The sequence below is a fragment of the Geothrix paludis genome (assembly GCF_022808815.1).
Classification (GTDB): domain Bacteria; phylum Acidobacteriota; class Holophagae; order Holophagales; family Holophagaceae; genus Geothrix; species Geothrix paludis.
The window spans coordinates 268,429-282,693 of sequence record NZ_JAKZLC010000004.1; the positions used below are offsets into that span (position 1 = coordinate 268,429).

General features: G+C 69.3%; 14 protein-coding genes and 1 other RNA gene. 8 read left to right on the forward strand and 7 right to left on the reverse strand.

Annotation, left to right across the window (positions count from 1 at the left end; translation table 11 throughout):
• Window positions 1-2 precede the first annotated feature (2 nt).
• Entirely contained in the window at window positions 3-2,051 is a 2,049-nt protein-coding gene (locus tag MLE64_RS15825; RefSeq protein WP_279343067.1) for an ATP-dependent DNA helicase, read from the reverse strand.
• A 241-nt stretch (window positions 2,052-2,292) separates the two neighbouring features.
• Window positions 2,293-2,751: a 23S rRNA (pseudouridine(1915)-N(3))-methyltransferase RlmH gene (locus tag MLE64_RS11700; protein ID WP_243317898.1), complete on the reverse strand. Its 459-nt coding sequence runs from the start codon at window positions 2,749-2,751 to the stop codon at window positions 2,293-2,295.
• A gap of 90 nt (window positions 2,752-2,841) precedes the next feature.
• On the opposite strand from MLE64_RS11700, the gene MLE64_RS11705 reads away from it, so the two are divergent.
• From MLE64_RS11705 to ssrA, 7 genes are all read left to right on the forward strand, one after another.
• Complete coding sequence (locus MLE64_RS11705; protein ID WP_243317899.1) at window positions 2,842-3,465, forward strand: hypothetical protein; 624 nt, start codon at window positions 2,842-2,844, stop codon at window positions 3,463-3,465.
• A gap of 92 nt (window positions 3,466-3,557) precedes the next feature.
• Window positions 3,558-4,793 (forward strand): Glu/Leu/Phe/Val family dehydrogenase, encoded by a 1,236-nt coding sequence (locus MLE64_RS11710; protein WP_423748257.1) that lies wholly within the window; start codon window positions 3,558-3,560, stop codon window positions 4,791-4,793.
• 118 nt (window positions 4,794-4,911) lie between these two features.
• Window positions 4,912-5,967, forward strand: coding sequence for a hypothetical protein (locus tag MLE64_RS11715; RefSeq protein WP_243295129.1), 1,056 nt, complete (start codon window positions 4,912-4,914; stop codon window positions 5,965-5,967).
• 118 nt (window positions 5,968-6,085) lie between these two features.
• Window positions 6,086-6,565, forward strand: a complete 480-nt coding sequence (locus MLE64_RS11720; protein ID WP_243317901.1) for a YcxB family protein — start codon at window positions 6,086-6,088, stop codon at window positions 6,563-6,565.
• Window positions 6,562-7,140: a DNA-3-methyladenine glycosylase gene (locus MLE64_RS11725; RefSeq protein ID WP_243317902.1), complete on the forward strand. Its 579-nt coding sequence runs from the start codon at window positions 6,562-6,564 to the stop codon at window positions 7,138-7,140. The genes MLE64_RS11720 and MLE64_RS11725 overlap by 4 nt, the downstream gene beginning before the upstream one ends.
• A gap of 33 nt (window positions 7,141-7,173) precedes the next feature.
• Complete coding sequence (locus MLE64_RS11730) at window positions 7,174-7,377, forward strand: tautomerase family protein (RefSeq protein ID WP_243295132.1); 204 nt, start codon at window positions 7,174-7,176, stop codon at window positions 7,375-7,377.
• Window positions 7,378-7,507: 130 nt separating this feature from the next.
• Window positions 7,508-7,898: a transfer-messenger RNA gene (gene ssrA / locus MLE64_RS11735) on the forward strand.
• Between the two features lie 262 nt (window positions 7,899-8,160).
• Here ssrA and MLE64_RS11740 read toward each other — a convergent pair.
• Genes MLE64_RS11740 through MLE64_RS11755 form a run of 4 tightly spaced genes read right to left on the reverse strand, consistent with a single transcriptional unit; the run spans window position 8,161 to window position 12,019 of the window.
• Entirely contained in the window at window positions 8,161-9,117 is a 957-nt protein-coding gene (locus MLE64_RS11740) for an AraC family transcriptional regulator (RefSeq protein ID WP_243317903.1), read from the reverse strand.
• Window positions 9,118-9,133: 16 nt separating this feature from the next.
• On the reverse strand, window positions 9,134-9,898 hold the full coding sequence (locus MLE64_RS11745; protein ID WP_243317904.1) for a carboxymuconolactone decarboxylase family protein: 765 nt from the start codon (window positions 9,896-9,898) through the stop codon (window positions 9,134-9,136).
• A gap of 40 nt (window positions 9,899-9,938) precedes the next feature.
• Window positions 9,939-10,934: an aldo/keto reductase gene (locus MLE64_RS11750; RefSeq protein ID WP_243317905.1), complete on the reverse strand. Its 996-nt coding sequence runs from the start codon at window positions 10,932-10,934 to the stop codon at window positions 9,939-9,941.
• Window positions 10,935-10,957: 23 nt separating this feature from the next.
• A complete protein-coding gene (locus MLE64_RS11755) occupies window positions 10,958-12,019 on the reverse strand; it encodes an NAD(P)-dependent alcohol dehydrogenase (RefSeq protein WP_243317906.1) in 1,062 nt (353 codons plus the stop codon).
• Between the two features lie 325 nt (window positions 12,020-12,344).
• On the opposite strand from MLE64_RS11755, the gene MLE64_RS11760 reads away from it, so the two are divergent.
• On the forward strand, window positions 12,345-12,866 hold the full coding sequence (locus MLE64_RS11760; RefSeq protein WP_243317907.1) for a type 1 periplasmic-binding domain-containing protein: 522 nt from the start codon (window positions 12,345-12,347) through the stop codon (window positions 12,864-12,866).
• 62 nt (window positions 12,867-12,928) lie between these two features.
• Here MLE64_RS11760 and MLE64_RS11765 read toward each other — a convergent pair whose 3' ends face one another.
• The gene (locus MLE64_RS11765) at window positions 12,929-14,212 is read right to left on the reverse strand and encodes a 4Fe-4S dicluster domain-containing protein (RefSeq protein WP_243317908.1); all 1,284 of its coding nucleotides are present in this window, start codon (window positions 14,210-14,212) and stop codon (window positions 12,929-12,931) included.
• Window positions 14,213-14,265 lie beyond the last annotated feature (53 nt).

Sequence of the window (14,265 nt, forward strand, 5' to 3'; positions counted from 1 at the left end):
ATTCACAGCAGGCGCAGGAAGGCCTCCACCCGCTCCCAGTCCCGGGTCACCGGGAAGGGCGGCAGGGCCGCGCGGACCTGGGCGGCGTAGCGCTTCCCCAGGCGGTCCTCGCTGGGCAGCATGAGGCGCGGATCCAGTACGGCCACCACGCCGCGGTCGCCGCGGGTGCGGATGAGGCGGCCGATGCCCTGCTTGAGCTTCAGCGTCATCTGGGGCACCTGGATGCCGATGAAGCCGAGACCGTCGCGCTGGGCATCCGCCTCGCGGATGCGCGCCTGGAGCACGGGATCGTCCGGGGGCGCGAAGGGCAGCGCGGACACCACCACGAGGCTGAGCGCATCGCCCGGCAGGTCCACGCCCTGCCAGAAGCTGGCGAGGCCCAGCAGCACGGCCGACGGCGTGGCGCGGAAACGGTCCAGGAGTTGGGTGCGGGAGAGGCCGTCGCCCTGCACGAAGAAGGTGAACTCCGGCAGCGCGTCCTCCAGCCGCGGGCGGAAGGCCGCCAGCATCTTGCGGCTGGTGAAGAGCAGCAGCGCTCGGCCCCGGCTGGCCCGCAGCATGCGCTCCATGGCGGAGAGCGAAGCCTCGATCCAGGCGGGATCGCCCACGCCGCCCCCGGAGGCCCGGCGTTCCGGCAGGTCCGGCGGGACGAAGAGCAGGCCCTGGGCCTCGAAGTCGAAGGGACTCTCCACGTGCTCGGCGGCCTCCACCTCGGGCCGGGTGAGGCCCAGGCGCAGGCCCAGGCCGTTGAAGCCCCGGCCGTCCCGCAGGGTGGCGCTGGTCAGCACCACACTCTCGAAGCCGCGACGCACGTGCTGGTGGAAGAAGGGACGCACGTCCACGGGATTGGACTTGAAGTGGACGAGGTGCGAACCCTCCCGGTTCACCGTGGACACCCAGCCCTCGGGCTGGGCGAAGATCTGCTCCATGCGCGAGAACGCCGTGCCCACGCGCTCCGCCAGGCGCATCCACAGCGGGTTCTCGGGATCGGCCCCCGCCAGGCGCCGCGCCTCCATCCACAGCGGATGGCCCGCCTCCACCCAGGCGCCCACGGCATCCGCCAGGGCCTTCATCTCCGGGCCCGGCGACAGGAGCGGCAGCACGCCGCTCTCCAGGGGCACCCAGGTGAGGATGTCCGCCCAGGCGCGCTCCCAGGGCTCCAGCAGGGCCAGAAGGCCCGCGCCCGAACCCTTGGCCGCGTCGCGCAGGTCCGTGAAGAGCAGCTGCATGGCGCGGCTGGACCAGGCCTCGGCGCAGCTCTCCGTGAGCTGCTCCTCCAGGTCGTGGGCCTCATCGAGGATGAGCACCGGCGCGTCCGGCAGGACCTGACCGAAGGCGGATTCCCGCAGCACCCGGTCCGCCAGCAGCAGCGCATGGTTGACGATGATGAGGTCCGCCTCGGCCACCTCCGCCCGCAGTTTCGTGAGGTAGCAGTCCTCGAAGCGGGGGCACTGGCGGCCCGTGCAGCGCTCGGCCCGGGCGTTGATCTTGTCCCACAGGGGCGACTCGCCCTCCCCGAAGCGGCCCAGGCCCTCCCGGTCGCCGTCCTGGGTCTCGCGGGTCCAGCGCTGGAGGGCCAGCCAGAGCTGCTGGTCGGCGCGGGTGAACTCCAGGTGCGGATCCGTGGAGACGGCTTCCCAGGCCGTGCGGCAGAGGTAGTTGGCGCGACCCTTGGCCAGCACGGCCTTGATGGGCCGGCCCAGGATGCCCGCGGCACGGGGCACGTCCTCCTCCAGCAGCTGCCGCTGGAGCTGCTTGGTGCGGGTGGCCACCAGGATGGGATGGCGCCCCGCGGCCAGGGCCGGCACCAGGTAACCCAGGCTCTTGCCCGTGCCCGTGCCGGCCTCCACCGCCTGGATGACGGCCTCGGGCCGGTCCTCGGACTCCCCGCCCCGGTCCCGCCAGGCCTGGAAGCGGGCACCGCCCTCCACCACCGCGTTGTGGACCAGCTCCGCCATGCGCCGCTGGCCGGGCCGGTCCTCCGCGCCGGGGAAGCACGCGAAGATCCGTCCCTCCGGCGGGGCGAAGTAGCGGTCCATGGGATGCGCCATCGGACCAGTGTCCCTCAAAGGCGGAAAAAGGGCGAATGTCGACAAGGGAAGACCCACCGTCAAGGATGCCGAGAAAAGCGCTGGTCACGGAAGCCACGGAAGAAAGCCGGAAGGCATGGGCTCCATCCTGGGGCGGGCCCATGCGACGACAGCCACGGCCCATTCCGTGTTTTCCGTGGAATTCCGTGTCTTCCGTGTCTTCCGTGACAAGCAACAGCCTTTGAAGGCATGGTGGTTCAGTTCACTTGTGATAATCCTTGCCCCGCAGGATCGTGAACGCCCGGTAGAGCTGCTCCAGGAGCATCACCCGGCTCAGCTCGTGGGGGAAGGTCAGGGGCGAGAGGCTGAGCTGCTCCTTCACCTCGGCCTTGAACCCAGGGTCGAAGCCGTGGCTGCTGCCGATCACGAAGGCCAGGCTCTCACCCCGGTCCATGCGCTCACCCAGCCACTTGGCCAGGCCCTCGCTGTCCCGGAGTTTTCCTTCCGGCGTGAGCAGGACCGGGCAGGCCACCGCCTTCAGCTTCGGCCGCAGGCGCTCCGCCTCCTCCCGGAGCTGCCGCGCCGGATCGCCCTTCCCTTCGGCCAGCTCCGTCAGCTCCAGCCGGGCGTAGGGGCGCAGCATGTCCAGGTAGTGCCGCTCCAGCCCCCGGCAGGGTTCCAGGCGCAGGCGGCCGAAGGCAATGACTCCAACGGGATACATGATCCCATTGTGATGAATTTCCCTTGGCAGCGTAGTGGGAAGACTGCATCCTCACAATCATCCAGACCAACCCGTCCCGGAGGCCTATCGATGCGACGTACCCTGATGCTGCCCCTTGCCAGCCTGCTCCTCGTGCCTGCGTTCATAAGCTGCGGCGGCGACGAGATCCCCACCACGCCCCCGCCCGCCGCCACCGAGCCCGCCGACATCCTCTACCACCTGCAGTACCTGGCCGTGCGGAAGGACTACAAGCACGTGACGCTGATCGCGCCCATCACGCCGGACGTGGTGTTCCCCTCCGCGCGGCAGATGCACATGGACGCCAAGGCCCTGGGCCTCACCCTGACCCCCGAGGAGCTGAAGGGCCTGGGCATCGACGAGAAGCTGGCCGCCAAGCTCGATGCCCTGCCCGGCGGCCCCGATGCCGTCAACTTCCCCGACTACACCGTCAAGGAAGCCCGCCTGGCCTACAACGCCGGCATCTACCGCCTGACCAAGGGCCTCACCGCCAAGTCCTGGGGCAAGATGCGGCACATGGGCATCGTGGACAACACGGCCGCCCGCCAGTTCGGTGCCCAGACCATCGTGAAGGACATGTCCCTGGGCTTCGACGGCAACAAGATCCTCTCCGTCAGCTGCCTCAAGAAGCCCGATGGCACCTACGGCGTCTCCTTCATGCGCTACCTGGTCTCCCTCCAGGGCCTGAAGCAGTAGCGGCGTTCTTTCCCCCGACGCGGCCCCGGGCGACCGGGGCCGTGCTATGCGCGCTATGCTAGGCGCCGATGGGGGTTCCCATGACCGGAGCCATGAACCTCTTCGAGAACGTGAACCGGCAGTTTGACGAGGCCGCGGACATCCTCCAGCTCTCCCAGGAGCTGCGGGAGCTGCTCAAGACGCCCTACCGCGAGATCACGGTGGCCATGCCCATCCGCATGGAGGACGGGACGCTGCGCGTGTTCAAGGGCTACCGCGTGCAGCACAACGGCGTGCGCGGCCCCCAGAAGGGCGGCATCCGCTTCCACCCGGATCTGGCCCTGGACGATGTGCGGGCCCTGGCCAGCCTCAACACCTGGAAGACCGCGGTGGTGAACATCCCCTTCGGCGGCGCCAAGGGGGGCATCCAGTGCGATCCCTCGAGGCTGTCCCTGCACGAGCTGGAGATGCTCACGCGCCGCTACATCTCCAAGATCTCCATGGTGCTGGGCCCCACCCGGGACATCATCTCCCCCGACCTGAACACCAACGCCCAGATCATGGCCTGGGTCATGGACGAATACGGCCGGAAGAACGGTCACCAACCCGCCTGCGTGACCGGCAAGCCCCTGGAGCTGGGCGGCAGCCAGGGCCGCGAAGCCGCCACCGGCCGGGGAGTGGCCATCTGCGCGCGGGAGGCCTGGACCCGCGTGCTGGGCCGCGACCTGAAGGGCGCCCGGGTGATCCTCCAGGGCTTCGGCAACGTGGGCGGCCACAGCGCCCGGTTCCTCGCCGATATGGGCGCCCGCGTGGTGGCCGTGGCCGATCTGGGCGGCGCGGTCCGGCGCCAGGAGGGCCTGGACGTGACGGCCCTCCTGGCCCACGCGCGCCAGAATCGGGGCACCGTGGCCGGCTTCCCGGGCGGCGAGCCTTTCGATCGCGCTGAAATCTGGGCCCAGGAGGGCGACATCCTCATCCCCGCGGCCCTCGGGGGCGTGCTCACCGAAGCCACCGCTCCGACCGTGAAGGTCAGCCTCATCGTCGAGGGCGCCAACGCCCCCACCACCCCCGAGGCCGACCGGATCTTCCGGGAACGGGGCATCCTGGTGATGCCCGACATCCTGGCCAACGCCGGGGGCGTCACCGTGTCCTACTTCGAGTGGGTGCAGAACCTCCAGCACCTCTTCTGGGAGGAGGCCGAGATCTTCGAGAAGGAGGAGAAGGTCCTGCTCCAGGCCTTCCGCGACGTCGAGGAGCAGGTGCACCGGCACCACTGCACCTGGCGCACCGGGGCCCTGGTCCTGGCCCTGGACCGCGTGCGGAAGGCCAACGAACTGAGGGGTTGGTAGGGGCCCCCCGTCACAAGGGGTCCGCATCCGCCGTTTGCGGGTGGCTTTTCCTCCGGCCGCCTGGGAAAATCCTCAGTTGGGCCGGGGGGCGTCCCGAAAATCCGGCCAGGGAGGACCCATGTCCAAGAAGAACATCGTGCACGTGGTCGGCACGGGCACCATCGGCGAGCCGCTGATCGGCCTGCTGACCGAGTACAAGAAGGAACTGGGCATCGATGACGTGACGTTCCACAAGAACAGCGTCAGCGACCGTCCCAAGGTGAAGGCCCTGCTGCGTCGCGGCGCGAAGCTGGTGGTGGACGCCGACAATGTGGAGGGCTTCAAGTCCTGGGGCATCGAGCCCGCCATGCTCCACGACCAGGCCCTGAACGAGGCCACGGTCGTCATCGACTGCAGCCCCAAGGGCCTGGACATGAAGGAGAAGCTCTACACGCACTACGAGCACAACACCAAGGGCTTCATCGCCCAGGGCAGCGAGTTCGGCTTCGGCACCATGTACGCCCGCGGCATCAACGACGACGTGCTCAAGAAGAGCGGCCAGTACGTGCAGGTCGTGAGCTGCAACACCCACAACCTCTCCTGCATCATCGACACCCTGGCCCTGGCCGAGGGCGACGACAACCTGCTGGAAGGCAGCTTCGTCTGCATGCGCCGCGCCAACGACATCAGCCAGGTGAAGGACTTCTGCCCCGCGCCCCAGGTGGGCACCCACAAGGACGGCAAGTTCGGCACCCACCACGCCCGCGACGCCTACCACCTGTTCCAGACCAAGGGCCTGGAGCTGAACCTGTTCAGCAGCGCCATCAAGCTCTCCACCCAGTACATGCACAGCCTCTGGTTCGACCTGCGCCTCAAGCGCCCCACCACGCTGGAGAGCCTCAAGGCCCGCATCAAGGCCAACGACCGCATCGCCATCACCGAGAAGAAGGACGCCAACACCGTGTTCTCCTTCGGCCGCGACCAGGGCCACTACGGCCGCATCCTCAACCAGACCGTGATCCCCCTCAGCACCCTCACCATGCCCAGCGAGACCCGCGTGGTGGGCTTCTGCTTCACGCCCCAGGATGGCAACAGCCTGCTCTCCAGCGTGGCCGCCGCCCTGCACTTCATCCACCCGGACGACTTCGAGGAGCGCATCCAGGTGCTGAAGCCCTACTTCTTCGATGAAGTGTGAGGCAGGCTCTGATCGCTCCACGAACAGAGATAAACGGGCCCGCGCTGCGGGCCCGTTTTGATGGAATGCTTTTCTTCTACTCGGGCCCCAGGCGCGGCCCGAGCCTTCCGGAACGCCCATGCAGATCCTCGCCACCTACACCCTGACGCCCGATGAGGCCCTCCGGGGCACCCGCGCCTTCAAGCGCCTCTGGTACGCCCTCTCGGTCCTGTGCGGCGCCCTGCTGCTGATGGGGGGGCTCGGCCGAGCAGGGCTTACGCCCGGGCAGCCGGGTCCGGGCCTCTTCCTGGCCTTCAACGGCCTGCTCCTGATGGTCCTCCCCGAGGCGGTGCTGCGCTGGGGACGCCGGCGCCGTGGCGGCCAGGTCTACCCGCCCATGGAGGTGCGCCTGGACGACGAGGGCCTCTCCCTGAGCACGGAGGCCACCGAGGGCGGCCTGCCCTGGAGCGCCTTCACCCGGGTCGTCCGCCGCAGCGGGTTCTGGATCTTCCGCGTCGGCCCCTCGCAGGCGGTGCTCGTGCCCGAGCGCGCCCTCGAAGGCCCCGCCGCCGCCGAGCTGGAGGCCTTCCTCCGGGCCCGGAAGCTGCTGCGGCCATGACCCTCGAAGGGCCCGTGGACCGCGCCGCCCGTCTCCTGCTGGGCATGCGGCTGGTGCGTGAGAACGTCACCCTCCGCATCACGGAGGTGGAAGCCTACGGTGGCCCCGAGGACAGCGCCAGCCACGCCCGCCACGGGCGCACGGCCCGTAACGCGCCCATGTGGGGCCCGCCGGGCCGGGCCTACCTCTATTTCTGCTACGGCGTGCACTGGATGCTGAACGTGGTGACCGGGCCCGAGGGCGAGGCCTCCGCCGTGCTCATCCGCGGGGCGGAGGTGGTCTCCGGGCTCGAGACCGTCCTGGCGCGACGCGGTGCGGCCAAGGCCACGCCCCAGCTCTGCGCGGGCCCGGGCAAGGTGGCCCAGGCCCTGGGCCTCGACCGGGCCTTCGACGGCCACGACCTGCTGGCCCCCGGCGGACTGGAGCTGCGGCCCGGCGCGGCCCCGACGGTGATCCTCGCGGGCCCGCGCCTGGGCATCGCCTTCGCCACCGCGGCCGACCAGGCCCGGCCCTGGCGCTTCGCCGACGGGGACAGCCGGGCCGTGCTGCGGCGGGCCGCCCTCCTCCCCCGCTGAGGCGCTTATCTTGGAAACGTCCAGGAGGCCGCCATGCCCTACGTGAACATCCGCATCACCCGCGAAGGCGCCACCGCCGAGCAGAAGGCCCGGCTCATCCAGGGCGCCACCCAGCTCCTCGTGGACGTGCTGGGCAAGAACCCCCAGACCACCGTTGTCGTCATCGACGAGGTGGAGACGGACAACTGGGGCATTGGCGGCGAGACCGTGACCGCCCGGCGGAAGCAGGGGCACTGAACGCGCTCTTGTGCATCCGCCATCCCGCACCCATACTCAGGATCCGCTCGATTCGCGCCCTTGAGGGGGCCGGACGGACGGCGCCGGATGCGGGAGCAATCGCACACCCTATCTGGTGATCACCACACACGGGGGTGACCGGTTTCGACAGGTCGTGATCCGGGTGCCTGGTGCAGGCGGGGGTTGGACGGCTGGCCCCCTTATCAAGCCGCCCAAATCAAACTGCCAACGATAACTTCGAACTGGCTCTCGCTGCCTAGGGCAACCTAGGTTCCGAGCGAGTCCCCGGGATCTCTGGGTACCGGGCTCGTTAAACCTCTGAAAGGGTGGCTTCGGCCTGCCGGACGGAGGCACCAGATAGGCCGCCGCGACGCCCCCTGACAGCGGCCGAGATAAGGGGGCACACGTCCCGAGCGGCTCGTCCGTTCCCCGCCGGGAGGTTTCAAGAGCGGACCAAGCCTGTGGAAGAGCCGCCATCCGGCATGTCTTGGACGTGGGTTCAACTCCCACCACCTCCACCAAGCAAAAACCCCCGCTTTGCGGGGGTTTTTGCTTGGTGGAAACGATAAGGCGGGAGTTGAAGTCGCTGAAAGGCTGGCAGGTAGCCGTAGCCTTCGGCAGTCCGGGGGACTGCCGAAGGCGTAAAGCGGCGTGCCAGCCTTTCGCGCGGCCGGAGCGTCACCCCGCAGGGGTGATGCGGAGGGAGTCCCACCACCGGGGATGCGGCCGGGCCTCCTGCGCAGGGTTTCTTGGGTCCAGCCTCTCGACCAGACCCTCAGCTATTCACTCCCCCACCCCCTCCGCCTGTTCCCGCAGCCGCGCCACATCCTTGGTCGGCGCGCTGCCAAAGTAGCGGCCGTACTCCCGGGCGAACTGGGAGGGGCTCTGGTAGCCCACGCGGCGGCCGGCGGTGCCGGCGTCCAGGCGGGTGAGCAGCATGAGGCGCCGCGCCTCCTGAAGGCGGATGGCCTTCTGGTACTGCAGGGGACTCATGGCGGTGACGGCCTTGAAGTGCTGGTGGAAGGAGGAGGCGCTCATGTGCACCAGCGTGGCCAGGCGCTCCACGTCCAGGGGCTGGTCGAAGTGGGTGCGGACCCAGGCCACGGCCTTGGCGACGCGGTGGAGCTGGCTCTCCTCCTGGCCGATCAGCGCCACCCGCGGGCCCAGCTGGCTCCGCAGGAGCCGGATGAGGATCTCGTCGAGAACGAGGGGGGCCAGAAGCTCCGCCTCGTCGGGCCGGGAGGCCAGTTCCATCAGCCGCACCACCGCGTTGATCACCGGGACGTCCAGCTGGTCCACGCAGATGGCGCGGCCCTCGCCCCGGCGGGGCAGGCCCAGGGGGTAGACCTTGGCCGTCAGGTCGGCAATCCGCGCCGGATCCAGGTCGATCCGAAGGCCGAGGTAGGGCGCATCCAGACTGGCCTGGGTGACCTGGGCGGACACGGGGACATCCACGGAATAGACCAGCACCCGCGAGGCATCGTACTCGTAGAGCTCCTGCCCCAGCATCACCCGCTTCGCGCCCTGGGCCACCAGGCAGAGCGCCGGCCGCTGCACGGCGTGGTGGAAGTCCGCGTGGGCCCGGGAGGCCCGGGAGACATGCACCCCCGGAAGCCGCAGCTCGAAGGTGCCGTCGTAGGGGGCGAGCGCCTTCAGCAGGTCCGCGAGCCGGGCCACGTCCGGCCGGGAGGGCTCCGGTTCGAGGCTGTCGGAGGAGGGTGGCTTGGGGAGGCGGGCCATGGACCATTGTCTCCTTTCAGGCCAGTCCGGAGGCAGGCAGGACCTCATTCAGGGTCTGCAGGGCATTGAGGGTCCTCGGGTAGCCGAGGTAGGGCAGAAGCTGCGTGACGACACTCAGCAGCGTGGCCCGGTCGTTGCCGACCTGGAGGTTGCCCCGGACGTGCCCCTTCACCTGGGCTTCGCAGCCCCGCAGCGAGAGCAGCATCGAGAAGGTGAGCAGCTCCCGCAGGCGCAGGTCCAGCCCCGTCCGGGTGTAGTGGTCCCCGAAGCAGTTGGCGGACAGGTGGTCCTGGATGTGGCGCTGGTCGGCCGGCGCAGCCTCGCGCATCTGGTCGATCGCCTCGCCGAAGATCGCCTTCTGGAGCGCCAGCCCCCGCGCCATCCGCGTCTCGCGCGTGGTCGTGGACTGGCCTTCCAGCGGCAGCTTCACCCCGGCGCCCGCCAGGATCTCGTTGGTGGCGTGGAGGAAGTCGAAGACCACGGCGATGCCGCAGTACGGCACCGCCTGGTAGACGATCTCCTTCACCTCGACCGGCGTCACCCCCGCGGTCAGGGCGGCCCGGAGCATGACCTGGTATTCCCCGAGCGCCTGCCCCGCGATCAAGGCCGCGAGGATGACCATCAGGCGGGTCCGGTCGTCCAGGTGGACCTGGGCATCCACCTCGCCGAAGGCGAAGGTGTCGAACAGCTCGATGAACTCCGGGTCGGTGACCTTCAGGGTGGACGTGTGGCCCGGAAACCAGCGCTCATGGTTCCGCTCGGCGGTTTCTGAAAAGGTCATCACATCCTCCTTGCCTGCATGGGTGCCGGTCGTGGGCCGGTCAGCGGCCCACCAGCTTCTGCAGGTGCTCGGGGTACCGGGCACCCTGGAGCTCGACCTGGGAGGCGGCGGCCTCGATGGCCTTCAGGTCTTCGGCGCTGAGCTCGAGGGCGGCGCCCCCCAGGTTCTCTTCGAGGCGATGAAGCTTGGTCGTGCCGGGAATCGGGACGATCCAGGGCTTCTGGGCCAGCAGCCAGGCGAGGGCGAGCTGGGCCGGGGTCACTCCCTTCGCGGCCGCCAGGGCCTTCAACACCTCCACCAGGGCGAGGTTGGCCTTGCGGGCCTCGGGCGTGAAGCGGGGCACGACGTTGCGGAAGTCGTTGGGATCGAAGGTCGTAGTCTCGTCGATCTTGCCCGTGAGGAAGCCCTTGCCGAGGGGGCTGAAGGGCACGAAACCGATGCCCAGCTCTTCCAGCGTAGGGATGATCTCCACTTCCGGCTCCCGCCAGAACAGCGAGTACTCGCTCTGGAGGGCGGCCACGGGCTGCACGGCGTGGGCCTTGCGGATGGTGGCCGCGCCGGCTTCCGAGAGGCCGAAGTGCCGAACCTTGCCTTCCTGGATGAGCTGCTTGACCGTGCCGGCCACGTCCTCGATGGGCACCTCGGGATCCACGCGATGCTGGTAGAAGAGATCGATGGCGTCGACGCGCAGGCGCTTCAGGGAGGCCTCGGCCACGGCCCGGATGCGCTCGGGCCGGCTGTTCAGGCCGCCCGGGTTCTGCCCAGAGACCTGGTCGATGGCGAAGCCGAACTTGGTGGCGATGGCCACCCGGCCCTTGAAGGGGGCCAGGGCCTCCCCCACCAGCTCCTCGTTGATCCAGGGTCCGTAGACCTCGGCGGTGTCGAAGAAGGTGACGCCCTTCTCCACGGCGGCCCGGATGAGGGCGATGCCTTCCTGCTTGTCGACGGCGGGGCCGAGCCCGAAACTCAGGCCCATGCAGCCCAGACCGAGGGCGGAGACTTCGAGGCCTTTGGTTCCAAGTATTCGTTTCTGCATGACGATCTCCTTGTGGATCAGGTTCAGTTCTTCGTCTTCAGCGAGGCCATGTCGATGACGAAGCGGTACTTCACGTCGCTCTTCAGCAGGCGCTCGTAGGCACCGTTGATGTCCTGCATGCGGATCACCTCCACGTCCGAGGTGATGCCGTGCTCGCCGCAGAAGTCCAGCAGCTCCTGGGTCTCGGGGATGCCGCCGATGAGGGAGCCGGCCACGGACTTCCGGCCGAGGACCATGGGCACGGTGTTGAGCATGGGCTCCAGGCCGCCCAGGTAGCCCACCAGCACGAGGGTGCCGTTCGTGGCGAGGGTCGGGACGTAGGGGTTCAGGTCGTGGACGTAGGGCACGGTGTCGACGATGAGGTCGAAGCGGCCCGCGACCTCGGTCATCTGAGCGGGGTCCGTGGACAGCACCACGCGGTCCGCGCCCAGGCGCCGGGCATCGGCCTCCTTGCCTTTGGATCGCGTGAAGAGGGTCACCTCGGCGCCCAGGGCCTTGGCCAGCTTCAGGCCCATGTGGCCCAGGCCGCCCAGGCCCACCACGGCCACCTGGCTGCCCTTCCCGACCTTCCAGTGCCGCAGGGGCGACCAGGTGGTGATGCCGGCGCAGAGGAGCGGCGCCGCGCCGCGGAGGTCCAGGCTCTCCGGCACCTTCAGCACGAAGCGATCGGAGACCACGATCTGGTCGGAGTAGCCGCCTTGGGTGGGCCGGCCATCGTGGCGATCCGTGCCGCCGTAGGTGCCGGTGAAGCCATTCTGGCAGTACTGCTCCTCACCGTGCTCGCAGGGCTTGCAGTGGCGGCAGGAGTCCACCAGGCAGCCCACGCCGACGGCGTCGCCGACCTTGAAACGGGTGACGGCGGCGCCCACCTCGCGGACGCGGCCGATGATCTCGTGGCCGGGAACGATGGGGTACGTGGTCCAGCCCCAGTCGTTGCGGGCCGTGTGCAGGTCCGAGTGGCAGACGCCGCAGTAGAGGATGTCGATCACCACATCGTCGGGCCGGGGGTCGCGGCGCTCGAAGGGGAAGGGGGCCAGGTCCGAGGTGGGGGACTGGGCGGCGTAGCCGAGCACGTTCAGAGTCATGCATTCCTCCATGTCAGGGGCGAGGGTCGTCCACCCTGCCCGCGGACTTTCTTATGCGGGGCCGCTTGGTTCACGGAGCGGCATGGGGAAGTGTAGGAAGCAGGCGGCCGGTCGGCTTGCCTGATGCTCCGAACTTCTAGCCCAATCCTCCAGAAGGAGTTCCGGGGTGGCCTGGCGCCCTCCAAATGTCGAACCCGAGGCTCAACCCTTCCCCCCGACGGACGATCGAATCCTGCGTCATCCACCTGCCGCGCTCCCGGGAGCGCGGCAGATCTTTCATAACCCGTGGCCGCCCTTCGGCGGCCCGATCCATCAAGGAGGTCCTATGCGTCGCTCGTCATCTGCGCTTGGAGCCCTGGCCCTCGGCTTCGTCTGCCTCGGGCTGGCCGCCTCCGAGTTCTCCCCCCTCGCCACGGTGGCCAAGAGCACCTGGGCGGACAAACATCATGTGGGCGTCATCTGCGACGCCGCATCGGACAAGAAGGAGATCCTCGCGCTGAGCGAGGCCATGGGGACCGGCACCACGATCACCGTGGTGGACACCCGGGACGTGGCCGAGGTCAGCGAGGCGGTCGCCACCCTCCGCGCGAAGCATGTGGACTACGTCGTCCTCATGCCGGCGGATCCCGTCTTCCATGACGGCGGGTTCGGCAGCACCTTCCTGATCCGGGACCTTTCCGGACTGGGGATCCCGAGCGTGGGGACCACGGCCAGGGCCGTGCGCCAGGGCGCGGCGTTCGCCATCGGGGAAGCCACGGGCGGGCAACTGCTGGTGTCCGACAAGCTCATCGGCCACATCTCCGTCCTCCTCCCGGACCGCGGTACCTACCTCGGTGGCTCGAAATGACGGAGGCTGCCGACGCCTCGAGGGAGCTGGGGGCCAGGCGCGCACCCTGCGCCTGACCCCCCTTAGCGTTCCGCCATCAGGCGGTCCAGGTAGCGGGACTTCACCTGCTTGGAGGCGAGGACCCGCTGGAGGGGCGGGAGCTTGAGCACGGCGCCGAGGATGGCGGCCACGGCACGGTGCCCGTGGCTGGACTGCCCGTCCACCAGGAGCTCCGCCAGCTGGCCGCGCTCGAGGGCCATCACCACGGTGCGATGGGCCGTGTTGGCGGGGGTCAGCACCCTCGCCGGGCGGGACTTGAGCCGGATGGCCCTCGGAGCGCAGGTCCGCACGCACACGCCGCAGCCCAGGCAGCGGTCCTCGTCCAGCCTCGCCCGCCGCGCGGCGGGACGGCGGGGATCGTGGGCCGAGACGAGGGCGAGCGCCTCCACGGGGCAGGCCCCGACGCACTTCCCGCAGCCGGTGCACCGCCCGTCATCCAGCTCCGGGAGGAAGTTCGTGGTGTGGACGGGCTTCATGAACGCGAAGCGGCGTGCCGCGACCATGGCCTCGCAGCAGCAGCCGCAGCAGTTGCAGATGAAGCTCACCTGGTCGCGCACGTTCTCCCCGAACTGCACCAGGCCCCGCTCGCGGGCCTGATCGAGCAGGTCGAGGCACTCCGCGGCCTCCACGCGCCGCGCCACCTGATGGCGTGTCAGGGAATCCGCGCAGGTGCCGAAGGTCATGCAGATCTCCATGGGCGCGTCGCAGGCCTTCCCCAGATGGGCCATCTTGTGGCGGCAGTAGCAGGTGCCGACCCCGATGGCCCCCGCGGTTCGGACCACCTCGCTGGCCCGCTCGTGGTCGAGCACCACGAGGCTGTCCTCCCGGGGCAGCGCCGTCTCGTCCACGAAGACCCGGCCCAGCTGCGTCTCCCCGCCCGTGAACAGGGCGCGGAGAAAGTCCTCCTCCACGTTGAGGTACTGGTGGAAGAGTTCCGCCAGGGCCTTCTGATCCACATCGCCCCGCACCCGCATCATCGAGAACTCGAAAAAGCCCGCCATGGGCGGCGGCATCACGTAGCGCGTCTCGCCGTCCCGGACCATGTCCAGCAGCATGGCGCGCCCGGCAAGGGCCTCCAGGATCCGGCGCGCCCTCGCCTCCGGGACCTTCCAGATCGCCGCGGCGCGACGGGCCGTGAAGGGGCGGATGGGAACCTGCGCCAGCAGACCGGCCTCCTCCTCGCTCACCAGGAGCCGGAGGATCTGGAACAGGCGCTCCGAAGGCGGCGCGCCCTGGGGGAACCGGTTCAGGCGAGCCACCAGGCGCTCGTAGGTGCCGTGGCCGGAAGGAAGGAGGGCGTGGGCCATGGGGATATCCCGGCGCCAGGATACCTCCTTCCCCCCAGCCGCACCTTCGGTTC

Coding starts and splice junctions, on each gene's coding strand:
- MLE64_RS11710 (WP_423748257.1), top strand. CDS start 3,558: ATGAACCTCTTCGAGAACGTGAACCGGCAGTTTGACGAGGCCGCGGAC.
- MLE64_RS11745 (WP_243317904.1), bottom strand. CDS start 9,898: ATGACCTTTTCAGAAACCGCCGAGCGGAACCATGAGCGCTGGTTTCCG.
- MLE64_RS11715 (WP_243295129.1), top strand. CDS start 4,912: ATGTCCAAGAAGAACATCGTGCACGTGGTCGGCACGGGCACCATCGGC.
- MLE64_RS11740 (WP_243317903.1), bottom strand. CDS start 9,117: ATGGCCCGCCTCCCCAAGCCACCCTCCTCCGACAGCCTCGAACCGGAG.
- MLE64_RS11755 (WP_243317906.1), bottom strand. CDS start 12,019: ATGACTCTGAACGTGCTCGGCTACGCCGCCCAGTCCCCCACCTCGGAC.
- MLE64_RS11750 (WP_243317905.1), bottom strand. CDS start 10,934: ATGCAGAAACGAATACTTGGAACCAAAGGCCTCGAAGTCTCCGCCCTC.
- MLE64_RS11765 (WP_243317908.1), bottom strand. CDS start 14,212: ATGGCCCACGCCCTCCTTCCTTCCGGCCACGGCACCTACGAGCGCCTG.
- MLE64_RS11730 (WP_243295132.1), top strand. CDS start 7,174: ATGCCCTACGTGAACATCCGCATCACCCGCGAAGGCGCCACCGCCGAG.
- MLE64_RS11700 (WP_243317898.1), bottom strand. CDS start 2,751: ATGTATCCCGTTGGAGTCATTGCCTTCGGCCGCCTGCGCCTGGAACCC.
- MLE64_RS11760 (WP_243317907.1), top strand. CDS start 12,345: ATGCGTCGCTCGTCATCTGCGCTTGGAGCCCTGGCCCTCGGCTTCGTC.
- MLE64_RS11705 (WP_243317899.1), top strand. CDS start 2,842: ATGCGACGTACCCTGATGCTGCCCCTTGCCAGCCTGCTCCTCGTGCCT.
- MLE64_RS11725 (WP_243317902.1), top strand. CDS start 6,562: ATGACCCTCGAAGGGCCCGTGGACCGCGCCGCCCGTCTCCTGCTGGGC.
- MLE64_RS15825 (WP_279343067.1), bottom strand. CDS start 2,051: ATGGCGCATCCCATGGACCGCTACTTCGCCCCGCCGGAGGGACGGATC.
- MLE64_RS11720 (WP_243317901.1), top strand. CDS start 6,086: ATGCAGATCCTCGCCACCTACACCCTGACGCCCGATGAGGCCCTCCGG.